Source organism: Pseudomonas sp. FP215 (genome assembly GCF_030687795.1).
Lineage (GTDB): Bacteria > Pseudomonadota > Gammaproteobacteria > Pseudomonadales > Pseudomonadaceae > Aquipseudomonas > Aquipseudomonas salmasensis.
In genome coordinates, this window is record NZ_CP117447.1 from 6,357,354 (window position 1) to 6,369,443 (window position 12,090).

The following is a 12,090-nucleotide window of genomic DNA, read 5'->3' on the forward strand; positions in this document are numbered from 1 at the left end:
TCAGCTCTGTGACGCAGCTTTGGGAAGGATGTCGTTGGCGACCATCTCGCCGAACGGGCTGACGTAGCCGGCGCTTTTGGGCAGCTCGGGACGTTCGATATCCAGGTGCGGGAACAACAGCTCCGCCACCCGATACGACTCTTCCAGGTGTGGATAACCGGAGAAGATAAAGGTATCGATACCCAGGTCCGCGTACTCCTTGACCCGCGCCGCAACCGTTGGGCCATCGCCCACCAGCGCCGTCCCTGCGCCGCCACGTACCAGGCCGACGCCGGCCCACAGGTTGGGGCTGACTTCCAGGTTGTCACGGCTACCGCCGTGCAAGGCTGCCATGCGTTGCTGGCCCACCGAATCGAAGCGCGCCAAGGACGCCTGGGCGCGGGCAATGGTCTCGTTGTCCAGGTGGGAGATCAGTTTGTCGGCGGCTTTCCAGGCTTCGTCATTGGTTTCGCGCACGATCACATGCAAGCGAATACCGAAGCGCACCGTGCGCCCAAGCTTTGCGGCTTTGGCGCGTACTTGCGCGATTTTTTCGGCGACGGCTGCCGGCGGCTCGCCCCAGGTCAGCACCATTTCCACCTGTTCGGCCGCCAGGTCCTGGGCGGCCTCGGAGGAACCGCCGAAATACAGTGGCGGGCGTGGCTGCTGGATCGGTGGGTAGAGCAATTTGGCGCCTTTGACGCTGATGTGTTCGCCGTCGTAGTCCACGGTCTCGCCTTCCAGCACACGGCGCCAGATGCGGGTGAATTCCACCGACGCCTGGTAGCGTTCTTCATGGCTCAAGAACAAACCGTCGCCAGCCAGTTCTTCCGGATCGCCACCGGTGACCAGGTTGAACAGCGCACGACCACCAGACAGGCGATCCAGGGTCGCGGCCTGGCGCGCGGCCACGGTCGGGGAGATGATCCCGGGGCGCAGGGCAACCAGAAATTTCAAACGCTGGGTCACGGGGATCAGCGAAGCGGCCACCAACCACGAGTCTTCGCAGGAGCGACCCGTAGGGATCAACACCCCGCCGAAACCCAGGCGGTCAGCGGCCTGAGCCACCTGTTGCAGGTAACCGTGGTCGACAGCGCGGGCGCCTTCGGCGGTGCCAAGGTAATGACCGTCGCCGTGGGTGGGCAGGAACCAGAAAATATTGAGGCTCATGGAGTTGTCTCCTGAATGAAGTCGGATTACGGCGCTTTGGCAACCGCGGCGGGTGGCGTCCAGATCACGTCCTTGATGCTCAAGGGCTTGGGGATCAATTTGAGTTGGTAGAAGCTGTCGGCGATTTTCTGCTGGGCGGCGACCACTGCCGGGGTCAAAAACAGCGCGCCATAGCCCTGGCGTTTCACCGACGTGAGGGTGATATCTGCCGGCAGGCCGAGCAGTGGCGCGACCTGGTCAGTCACTTCCTGGGGGTTGGCCTTGGACCATTCGCCTACCGCACGCACTTCTTCCACCAGCGCCTTGATCACTTGCGGGTGTTGTTCGGCGTAGGGCTTGGTGGCCAGGTAAAACTGATGGTTGTCGGCGATACCGGTGCCGTCTCGCAGGGTGCGCGCTTGCAGTTGCTTCTCGGCGGCGGCCTGGTACGGGTCCCAGATCACCCAGGCGTCCACGCTGCCACGCTCGAACGCGGCACGGGCATCGGCGGGCGGCAGGAACACGGTCTTCACGTCGGTGTAGTTGAGGCCGGCGTCTTCCAGGGCACGCACCAGCAGGTAGTGCACGTTGGAGCCTTTGTTGAGCACGACCTTTTTACCCTTGAGTTCGGCCACCGATTTGATCGGCGAGTCCTTGGGCACCAGGATCGCTTCGCTGGTAGGTGCGGGTGGTTCGTAGGCGACATAGAGCAGATCGGCGCCAGCCGCCTGGGCAAACACCGGTGGGGTTTCGCCGGTAACGCCGAAGTCGATGGAGCCGACGTTCAGGCCCTCAAGCAATTGCGGGCCACCGGGAAACTCGGTCCACTGCACCTGCACACCTTGGGCGGCCAGGCGTTTTTCCAGGGTGCCCTTGGCCTTGAGCAGCACCAGGGTGCCGTACTTCTGATAACCGATCCGCAAGGTCTCGGCGGCGTGGGCTTGAACAATGGCGCCGAAGGACACAGCCGCAGCAAAGAGTGCGACCAGACCACGACGCAAGATGACAGTGCGCATGGCGCTCTCTCCAACTGTGCGATTAGGGTTTTGGCTGCACCTGCTTGGCCGTTGTCGGCTGAGTAAGGTGAGGGTTTCCAGCTTTTCGGGGTAAGGCTCAGATGCTCCAGCGAGCACTCAACAAACGTTCATTCAATACGTCAGGGTCCAGCGGTTTTGGCCGGCGCGCCATGGCGCTGTAGAGCTGCTCCAGGGCTTCGTGCAGACGCTGCTCGAGTACCGGCACCAGTTGCGCCTGCACGCTGCCTTCGCCATAAGCGATCTGGCTGTCTTCGGCAAAAATACCGTGGAGCAATTCCTGGGCCTTGAGGGCCGACAGCACCGGCTTCAGGGCGTAGTCCACCGCCAGCATGTGGGCGATGCTGCCGCCGGTCGCCATCGGCAATACCACCTTATGGGCCAAAGCACGCTCCGGCAGCAGGTCCAATACGGTTTTCAACGCCCCGGAAAACGACGCCTTGTACACCGGCGTGGCGATTACCAAGCCGTCGGCATTGGCGACTTGTTGCAGCAGGTCGATGACCTTGGGGCTGTCGAAGCGCGCGTGCAGCAAGTCTTCAGCCGGGAAGTCCCGTATCTGGTAACTCACCACTTCCACGCCTTGCTGTTGCAGCCACTGACGGGTTTTATCCAGCAAGACCCCAGAGCGGGAACGCTGGCTGGGGCTGCCTCCAAGTGTTACGACCAGCATGCAGGAGATTCCTTGAGCAAGTGTCGGCGGTTCGCTGTACGGCGATGGCGCCAAGATGGGATAGACCTTATCAGCAGATTTATATATCTATAAATCTTATTTATTCATTTGTTTATTCCATAAATACATAAGCGTTTAATCAATCGCCAGGCGAAAAAAAAGGCCGTCGAAACGGCCTGAAAACCCCTGCTGTGTGAGACGGTTTGGAAACATGTGTTGTTGATAAGGCCGCTATCGCGGGCAAGCCCGGCTCCCACAGGGGAATGCGGTCAACTGTGGGAGCCGGGCTTGCCCGCGATGGCGATATCAGCCTTAACGATTGGGTTGTGGGGTAAGGCGCAGGTACGGCTTCACCGCGCGATAGCCCTTGGGAAAGCGTTTTTTGATCTCTTCCTCGTCCTTGAGCGACGGCACGATCACCACTTCGTCCCCATCCTGCCAGTTGGCGGGCGTCGCCACCTTGTGGTTGTCGGTCAGTTGCAGGGAGTCGATCACCCGCAGAATTTCATGGAAGTTACGCCCGGTGCTGGCCGGGTAAGTGATGGTCAGGCGGATCTTCTTGTTCGGGTCGATCACGAACAAGGAGCGCACGGTGAGGGTATCGCTGGCATTCGGGTGGATCAGGTCGTAGAGGTCTGAAACCTTGCGGTCGGCGTCGGCCAGGATCGGGAAGTTGACCACGGTGTTCTGGGTCTCGTTGATGTCGTCGATCCACTTGTGGTGCGAATCCACCGGGTCTACCGACAGGGCGATGGCCTTGACCCCACGCTTGGCGAATTCATCCTTGAGTTTGGCGGTGAAACCTAGTTCTGTGGTGCACACCGGCGTGAAGTCCGCCGGGTGGGAAAACAACACACCCCAGCTGTCGCCCAGCCACTCATGGAAACGAATCTTGCCGGCGCTGGAATCCTGTTCGAAGTCGGGGGCGATGTCGCCCAGTCTTAGGCTCATGGGTATGGCTCCTGGTGAGTGCTTATGGAGCCCACTGTGCATGGATTTCTGGTGATTTAAAAAGAATAAATATCGATTTATCTAGACGATAAAAGAATATTAAAAATCAGTTCATTGGACTTGGGAACGGCCTGAGGCCAACATCGCTTACAAGGTTCGAGAAGGCCTTGAGACGCTGTAAAAAAGAGGGGTTCAGGAAGGGCTTGCGGGGGTTGAGCCCGACTTGAACAGCAAGACACCTTGCCCGGCATTGCGCCGGGCAAGGTTTTACAGTCTTACAACAGCGGGATCGAGTAGCTGACGATCAAGCGGTTTTCGTCTTGGTTACGCGCGTTGGCGATGTCGCTGCGCCACATAGCGTTTTTCCATGCCACGCCGACGTTCTTCAGCGGACCTTCCGGTACGACGTAGGCAACAGTGATGTCACGTTCCCACTCGGACTGGCCGGTGAACTCGGTACGGTTGCTGGCGACGGTGTCGATATGGTCGCCCTTGAGGTAAACCACACCCGCGGTCAGGCCAGGTACGCCGACTTTGGCGAAGTCGTAGGAGTAGCGAGCTTGCCAGGTACGCTCGCCGGCACGGGCGAACTTCTGGATCTGCATGTCGGTGGTGATGTAAGCCGACGAACCGTCACCCTGGTTCAGCCAAGGGAAGTCGCTGCTGCCGTTGCTGACCTGGTAACCGCCACCGAAGGTGTGACCGGCCACCGAGTACAGGAACAGGCCGCTGTACAGGTTGTTGTCGACTTTGCCACGGCCGGAGTTCACGCCGCTGTAGTTGCCCGTCGAGAAGTAAGCGGACTGGTTGCCGTTGTTACCGTCGTCGGAGCTGTTGAAGTAACGCAGGTCAGACTTCAGCACGCCAGGGCCGATAGCCCAGTTGTGGGTCAGGCCCAGGAAGTGTTGCTTGTAGAAATCTTCCAGGTTGCCGTAGTAGTACTGGGCGGTCAGATCCTTGGTGATCTTGTAGTCGCCACCGGCGTAGTAGAACTTGTTGCTCGAACGCCAGTTCACGCCACGGCTGTTGGCGCCGGAGATGGACAGGCTTTCGTTGTTGCTGGAGTTACGGCCCTTGGCTTTTTCGATCTGGCCGGCAACCAGGGTCAGGTCCTTGATGTCGCTGGAGGTGATCTGGCCACCCTGGAAGGTCTGCGGCAGCATACGACCATCGTTGGTGACGATGACCGGCAGCTTAGGCTGCAAGGTACCCAGCTTCAGTTCGGTCTGGGAGATCTTGGCCTTGGCGGTCAGGCCCAGGCTCGAGTAGTTATCAACGGCTTCGCCATTGGACTTGCTCGGGAAGATGGTGCCGCCGTAGGAGCTGGCAGTCGCGCCGTTGGTACCGCCACCCGAATCCAGGCGAACGCCCAGCAGGCCGATTGCGTCAAGACCGAAGCCAACGGTGCCTTGGGTGTAACCCGAGATGAAACGCAGATCGAAGCCTTGGCCCCACTCTTCGTTCTTGTTCGCACCAGCGCCTTCGCGGTTATCGGTGTTGATGTAGAAGTTGCGCAGGCCCAGTGTGGCCTTGCTGTCTTCGATGAAACCGGCAGCGCCTGCTTGCTGGGCGATTGCGCCCAACGCTACAGCCACAGCCAAGGTGGACTTCTTCATGTACCGCTCCTCTCATTTCTAATTTTTGTATTTCTTTGGTCTCGGGTCTGACGCCCTCGATCCACAGATGCGCGATTAGCGCCAGATAGTGACTACCAAGTCAATCGTAACCTTGTGTGTCTACTACCTTCGTCTAATCGCAGTTGATTTGGTCCCTGCAGGGTAATGAGTTTTTCATACACCCAAAAAGAATTATTTCATTCTTTTTCATACGATCCAGGAATAAGTCTTTCCGTGAAGCTGGCCGGTCAGGATAGACGCGCCGCTCCATAAGCTAATTCCTAAAGGGTATTTACTGGTGCTTTTTTAGATCGATTAGTGTTGCCGTACGGTTGCATACGTCACTCACGATCAAAAAGGCGACGCCATCATGGCCAAACGCACATCCTCCCGTCAATTTGTTACAGTTTTTGTATCGCTATTACTTTCTTTTGGTGTCAACGCCGCCGACCTGACGGTGGGCTACCAGACCGGCATCGATCCCAGCAAGGTTCCCCAGGCCGACGGCCTCTACGAAAAAGCCATTGGCGAAAAAATCGCCTGGCGCCGCTTCAACAGCGGGCCAGAGGTGGTCACAGCCATCGCTTCGGGTGATGTACAAATCGGTAATCTCGGCTCCAGCCCGCTTGCGGCGGCGGCGTCGCGCAACCTGCCGATTGTGGCGTTTATCGTATCGGCACAGATCAACGCTTCTGAAGCCCTGGTGGTGCGCAACGGCAGTGGCATCGACAAACCCCAGGACCTGATCGGCAAAACCATCGCCACCCCGTTCGTCTCGACTTCACATTACAGCCTGCTCGGCGCGCTGAAACACTGGGGGCTGAACACCCAGCAAGTCAAAGTGGTGAACCTGCAACCGGCCGAAATCGCCGCTGCCTGGAAGCGTGGTGATATTGATGGGGCTTTCGTGTGGTCGCCGGCCCTGGGCGAAATCCGCAAGACCGGCAAAACCCTCACAGACGCGGCGCAGGTGGGCCAATGGGGCGCGCCGACGTTTGAGGTGTGGGTGGCGCGCAAGGATTTTGCGCAAAAACATCCTGACGTCGTGGCCAAGTTTGCCAAGGTCACCCTGGATGCCTTTGCCGACTATGCCGCCCACAAAGACAGCTGGACGGTGGATTCGGAGCCGGTGCAGAAAATCGCCAAATTGACAGGTTCCAATGCCGACGACATTTCGGAGCTGTTGGCGGGCACAACGTTTCCGGATGCGCAGGCACAGCAAACCGCTGCGTTGCTCAAGGGCGGCACGGCGAAGGCGATTGGGGAGACGGCGAAGTTCTTGAAGGAACAGGGGAAGGTGGAGACGGTGCTGCCGGATTATTCGGCCTATGTGACCGATAAATTCGTCACAGAATAAAAGCGCGGTCCAGTGTGGGAGCGGGCTTGCTCGCGAAGGCGGTGGTTCAGTCATTGATGTATTGACTGACACTGCGCTTTCGCGAGCAAGCCCGCTCCCACATTTTGATCTGCAGCATTCTTAAGGGCCGGGGTTACAGAGCCTTTTCGAAGATCTTGGAGTTGCGCTGATAGTTGTACAGCGACGCACGCGCCGAAGGCAGGCGATCCACGCTGCTCGGCACAAAGCCGCGTTCGCGAAACCAGTGTGCCGTACGGGTGGTGAGTACAAAGAGGGTTTTCAAGCCCTGGGCGCGTGCCCGGGTCTGGATACGCTCAAGCAACACATCGCCGCGCGCGCCGTGGCGGTACTCCGGGTTCACTGCCAGGCACGCCAGCTCGCCCGCATCCGAATCCGCGATCTGATACAGCGCTGCGCACGCGATGATCATGCCTTCGCGCTCGACCACGCTGAACTGCTCGATCTCACGCTCCAGCACTTCCCGCGAGCGGCGCACCAGAATGCCCTGCTCTTCCAGCGGGCTGATCAGATCCAGCAAACCGCCGACGTCTTCAATCGCCGCTTCGCGCACCAGTTCGAATTGTTCCTGGGCCACCAGCGTACCGCCGCCGTCGCGGGTAAACAGCTCGGTGAGCAAGGCGCCATCTTCGGCGTAGCTGACGATATGGCTGCGCCCTACTCCACCGCGGCAGGCTTCGGCAGCAGCATCGAGCAGTTCGGCTTGATAGTTGCTGCCCAAGCGTTGCAAGTGCGCAGGCACTTGTTGTGGGCGCAATTCACGCACCAGGCGGCCGTTCTCATCAATCAGACCAGGATCGGCACCGAACAGCAGCAACTTGTCGGCGCCCAAGTCGATGGCGGCGCGGGTGGCGACGTCTTCGCAAGCCAGGTTGAAGATCTCGCCGGTGGGCGAATACCCCAGGGGCGACAGCAGCACGATGGAGCGTTCGTCCAACAGGCGGTTGATACCCTTGCGATCGACCCGGCGCACTTCGCCGGTGTGGTGGTAGTCCACGCCTTCAAGCACGCCGATTGGCCGTGCGGTAACCAGGTTGCCGCTGGCCACACGCAGGCGCGAGCCCTGCATCGGCGAGGACGCCATGTCCATGGACAAGCGCGCCTCGATGGCGATGCGCAGATGGCCCACCGCGTCGATCACACACTCCAGCGTCGCGGCATCGGTGATGCGCAAGCCTTCGTGGTAAGCCGGGGTAAGGCCGCGTGCTTCAAGGCGGGTTTCGATTTGCGGGCGCGAGCCGTGCACGAGCACCAGGCGCACACCCAGGCTGTGGAGCAGCACCAGGTCGTGGACGATATTGCCGAAGTTGGGGTGGTCCACACCATCGCCGGGCAGCATGACCACAAAGGTGCAGTCGCGGTGGGCGTTGATGTAGGGCGAAGCGTGACGAAGCCAGTTGACGTATTCGGGCATAACACCTGGGCCTGTAATAAAAAGCAGCCAAATAAAGGATCAATCGTGAAAGCGCACAGCGGCTGATGGTTATCGTCGGAACAGGCTTGGCGACACGCTCACTCTCCTTATGTACGAATGGGCAGGGGTAAATTTATGCAGGTTTCAGGCAGTAGTGTTCGATCAGTTCCCGCAATAGACGCACTGTAGGCGTCAAGCGTGACATTTCAAGGTATTCGCCCGGCTGGTGGGCGCAGGCAATGTCGCCAGGCCCGAGCACCAGGGTTTCGCAACCGAGGCGCTGAAGATAAGGCGCTTCGGTGCCGAACGCTACTGCTTCGGCACGATGACCGGTCAAACGTTCCGCCACCCGCACCAGCTCGGCGTCTTCGGGCTGCTCAAAGGGTGGCACTGCGGGGAACAACGGCGCGTAGTCGATCTTGACCTTATGCCGCTCGGCCACGGGTTCGAGCTTCTGGCGGATGGCTGCGCGCAGCACTTCGGGGTCCATCCCCGGCAGAGGTCGCAGGTCGAATTCCAGGGAGCATTGGCCGCAGATGCGGTTGGGGTTGTCGCCGCCGTGAATGCAGCCGAAGTTCATGGTCGGCTGCGGCACGCTGAATTGTGCGTTGCGGTACTCGCGCTGCCACGCCAGGCGCAGGCCCCGCAGTTCGCCGATGGCGTCATGCATGGCTTCCAGGGCGCTGTGGCCCAGGCTGGGGTCCGACGAGTGGCCGCTGCGCCCGAGGATGTCGATGCGCTCCATCATCACGCCTTTGTGCAGGCGGATCGGCTTGAGCCCGGTCGGCTCGCCGATCACCGCTGCGCGACCCAGCGGGCACCCCGCCTCGGCCAGCGCACGGGCACCGGACATGGAGCTTTCCTCGTCACAGGTGGCGAGGATCAACAGCGGTTGCTTGAAGGGTTGGTCGAGCAGCGGCAACACCGCTTCGATGACCAAGGCGAAGAAACCCTTCATGTCACAACTGCCCAGCCCTACCCAGCGGCCATCGACTTCCGTTAGCTTGAGCGGGTCGGTTTTCCACAACGCCGCGTCATAGGGCACGGTATCGCTATGCCCCGCCAGTACCAGGCCACCAGGGCCGCTGCCGAAGCTGGCCAACAGGTTGAATTTGCCGGGGCTGACGTGTTGGATATCGATGGCGAAGCCCAGGTCGCCCAGCCAAGCGGCGAGCAGGTCGATCACCGGGCGGTTGCTCTGGTCGAGAGACGCCTGGGTGCAACTCACCGACGGTGCGGCGATCAAGGCGGCGAACTGCTCTTTCATGGACGGTAACGGCATGCGCGGTCTCCCAACTTCCCGGATGAACCTCACTATAGAGGCATCTGCGCAACACAATAAACCGTTGCGGCGCGTTGCCGGGCTCAGTCCTGTACACTGCACGACCTTGGCAGCCACACTTTTCCCCGGCTGCGCTCCCGATCCTGGATTTTCCGGCCATGCAGAAAGAAACCGAAATCAAGCTACGCGTCAGCCGCGAAACACTCGCCGCGCTGCGTGAGCACCCGTTACTGAAAAAACGCAACAAAAGTGGCTGGGAACGCCGTGAGTTGATGAACCAGTACTTCGACACCCCCGAGCGTGACCTGGCCCAGGCCAAGGTTGCCCTGCGCCTGCGCAAGGACGGTGACGACATCATCCAGACCCTCAAGACCCGTGGCCAAAGCGTCGCCGGCTTGTCGGAACGCAACGAATACAACTGGGACCTGCCCAAAGCCAAGCTCGATGTGAAGAAACTCGATGGCGAGTGCTGGCCCGAGCAACTGGCCGAGCTGGACAAAAAGACCCTCAAGCCGATCTTCACCACCGACTTCGTGCGTGAACGCGCCGAAATCGCCTGGGGCCGCGGCAAGGCCAAGGTGGTGATCGAAGCCGCCCTGGACCTGGGCCACGTGGTGGTCGGCAAGCAGAAAGAAGAAATCTGCGAGCTGGAACTGGAACTGCGCGAAGGCGAACCGGCAGCCCTGCTGGAGCTGGCTGCCGAACTGGCCGCGACCCTGGCCCTGATGCCGTGCGACATCAGCAAGGCCGAACGCGGCTACCGCCTGTATGACGCCAGCAGCTACTCCCTGAGCCTGCCGGCGCCACAGATCCACGCCGAAATGCCATTGGACGATGCCTTCGCCGCGATCTTGTGGCACCTGCTGGGCAGCAGCCAGCGCCTCGCCGAGCAGTACCACTTCAACGGCCACTGGCGCCTGCTGCAAGACTGGGTCGAGAACCTCGGTGAATTGCGCGCCCTGATCGGCAGCCTCGGCCAGGCCGCGCCGCGCCAATCCACCAGCGAACTGCGCAGCACCCTGGATGCGTTGCTGGAAGACTGGCGCCCGCTGGTCCAGGCCGGTGACGACGATGAAGACATTCGCAAAGCCGCGCCGGAACAGTTCATCGAAGAGCTGCAAGACGTGCGCTGGGGCCTGTTCTCACTCAACCTCTCGCGCTGGTTGCTGGCCCGCACCTGGACAGCCGAACGTAACGTGCGTGGCAACCGCCAGGGCGCTGCGCAAATCACCAACTGGCTGCCACGCCTGTTGGCCGACGACGCCGTCGCCCTGCAACTGCAGCGCTACCAGCAGCAGCCGGAAGATCTTGCCGAGCAACTGCCGCGCATCGAACGCATCCAGGCCTGGCTGCACCATGCGCGCCACGTGGTGGACATTCCTGAACTGGACCGCTTGTACGGCGAGCTGAACAAGCTGGCGCACCTGGCCAACCAGCCGATTACCGATGAATCCCTGGATGCGCGTATGCACCAGGCGATTGCGGTGTATCAGAATCGTGCCTGGAAGACCCTGCTGCGCCTGTAAGTCCCTCTACCTGTAGGAGCGAGCTTGCTCGCGAAAAACCCGAGAGCGATGTGGGGAGCCAGGCTTCCCGCGTTATCGTTAACGTTCTTCGCGAGCAAGCTCGCTCCTACAAGCGCAATACTGGCAGGCTGGTGGTGGACTTGATCTCCGACAGCGCCACAATCGAGTTGACCTCCTGAATCCCCGGCACCATCGACAACTTCTCGAAGAAAAACCGCTCATACGCCTCGATATCCGAGGTGACGATACGCAGCAGAAAATCCACCGCCCCCATCAGCACATAACACTCCAACACTTCCGGAAACCCGCGAATCGCCTCGGTGAACTCGGTGAAATTGGAGCGACCGTGAGCGTTGAGTTTGACCTCGGCGAAAATCTGCGTGTTGAGCCCGATTTTCTTGCGGTCCAGCAGGGTGACCTGGCCGCGGATCACGCCCTCTTCCTTGAGCCGCTGAATGCGCCGCCAGCACGGCGACTGCGACAGGCCGACCTGCTCGGCAATCTGTGCGCTGGAGAGCGAGGCATCCTCTTGCAGCAAGGCCAGGATGCGGCGGTCGTAGGCGTCCAACTCACTGTGCATAAACGTACCTGTTAATAGGCTGATCTTGAATTGATTGAGTCGATTTATCGCCAAACAGGCTCATCTTAGATAAGAAATCTCCCGAGGCGAATGTAAAAATTCCTCCAGTCGAATTTGGAGAGTCAGCATGCACGCCGTCGAAACCGCCTACCCTGCCACCCGCGTCGATGCGTGGGCGGCCAATAGCAGCCACTGCCAGGCGCACTATCACATCGTCGCCGAGGCCGAACCGGACGTGCTGTGCCGGGTGCTCAACTACTTCGCGCTGCAATTGCTCACGCCCACCCAGGTCAGCGTGAACCGGGAAGCCGACCTGCTGAGCATCGATATCGTGATGACCGGCCTGAGCTGGCACCGCGCCCAGGTGATCGGTGAAAAGATTCGAAACCTGATCAGCGTCTGCACCCTGGAGCTGTGGTCGGCTGATTCCGAGCGGCCCCAAGCGCTGGCGGCGATGGCGCAGTAAAAACCTGCAATACACGCGCACGCCAGATCTTCAGCGGTTGGCTAG

The 12,090-nt window shown here is 60.2% G+C and carries 11 protein-coding genes; 3 read left to right on the top strand and 8 right to left on the bottom strand.

Annotated features, from left to right (window positions below):
• From ssuD to PSH76_RS28980, 5 genes are all read right to left on the bottom strand, one after another.
• The gene (gene ssuD, locus PSH76_RS28960) at nucleotides 1–1,149 is read right to left on the bottom strand and encodes an FMNH2-dependent alkanesulfonate monooxygenase (RefSeq protein ID WP_278918600.1); all 1,149 of its coding nucleotides are present in this window, start codon (nucleotides 1,147–1,149) and stop codon (nucleotides 1–3) included.
• 26 nt (nucleotides 1,150–1,175) lie between these two features.
• Nucleotides 1,176–2,144, bottom strand: coding sequence for a sulfonate ABC transporter substrate-binding protein (locus PSH76_RS28965; protein ID WP_305493323.1), 969 nt, complete (start codon nucleotides 2,142–2,144; stop codon nucleotides 1,176–1,178).
• Between the two features lie 97 nt (nucleotides 2,145–2,241).
• Nucleotides 2,242–2,835: an NADPH-dependent FMN reductase gene (ssuE, locus tag PSH76_RS28970; RefSeq protein WP_020301824.1), complete on the bottom strand. Its 594-nt coding sequence runs from the start codon at nucleotides 2,833–2,835 to the stop codon at nucleotides 2,242–2,244.
• A 312-nt stretch (nucleotides 2,836–3,147) separates the two neighbouring features.
• Complete coding sequence (locus PSH76_RS28975) at nucleotides 3,148–3,786, bottom strand: peroxiredoxin (protein ID WP_098950086.1); 639 nt, start codon at nucleotides 3,784–3,786, stop codon at nucleotides 3,148–3,150.
• A gap of 275 nt (nucleotides 3,787–4,061) precedes the next feature.
• Entirely contained in the window at nucleotides 4,062–5,402 is a 1,341-nt protein-coding gene (locus PSH76_RS28980) for an OprD family porin (RefSeq protein WP_032894627.1), read from the bottom strand.
• 370 nt (nucleotides 5,403–5,772) lie between these two features.
• Between PSH76_RS28980 and tauA the strand changes: the two genes are divergently transcribed.
• Nucleotides 5,773–6,759 (top strand): taurine ABC transporter substrate-binding protein, encoded by a 987-nt coding sequence (gene tauA, locus PSH76_RS28985; RefSeq protein ID WP_305493324.1) that lies wholly within the window; start codon nucleotides 5,773–5,775, stop codon nucleotides 6,757–6,759.
• A gap of 133 nt (nucleotides 6,760–6,892) precedes the next feature.
• Here the strand turns inward: tauA and argA are convergent, their stop codons facing one another.
• Nucleotides 6,893–8,191: an amino-acid N-acetyltransferase gene (gene argA / locus PSH76_RS28990; RefSeq protein WP_003195273.1), complete on the bottom strand. Its 1,299-nt coding sequence runs from the start codon at nucleotides 8,189–8,191 to the stop codon at nucleotides 6,893–6,895.
• Between the two features lie 133 nt (nucleotides 8,192–8,324).
• A complete protein-coding gene (argE, locus tag PSH76_RS28995; protein ID WP_278918598.1) occupies nucleotides 8,325–9,473 on the bottom strand; it encodes an acetylornithine deacetylase in 1,149 nt (382 codons plus the stop codon).
• A 158-nt stretch (nucleotides 9,474–9,631) separates the two neighbouring features.
• Here argE and PSH76_RS29000 point away from each other — a divergent pair, with 158 nt between their 5' ends.
• Nucleotides 9,632–10,999, top strand: a complete 1,368-nt coding sequence (locus tag PSH76_RS29000; protein WP_305493325.1) for an inorganic triphosphatase — start codon at nucleotides 9,632–9,634, stop codon at nucleotides 10,997–10,999.
• 106 nt (nucleotides 11,000–11,105) lie between these two features.
• On the opposite strand, the gene PSH76_RS29010 is transcribed toward PSH76_RS29000, so the two are convergent.
• On the bottom strand, nucleotides 11,106–11,579 hold the full coding sequence (locus tag PSH76_RS29010; protein ID WP_056783155.1) for an Lrp/AsnC family transcriptional regulator: 474 nt from the start codon (nucleotides 11,577–11,579) through the stop codon (nucleotides 11,106–11,108).
• A 127-nt stretch (nucleotides 11,580–11,706) separates the two neighbouring features.
• Here PSH76_RS29010 and PSH76_RS29015 point away from each other — a divergent pair, with 127 nt between their 5' ends.
• A complete protein-coding gene (locus tag PSH76_RS29015; RefSeq protein ID WP_032894623.1) occupies nucleotides 11,707–12,045 on the top strand; it encodes a hypothetical protein in 339 nt (112 codons plus the stop codon).
• Nucleotides 12,046–12,090: the final 45 nt, after the last annotated feature.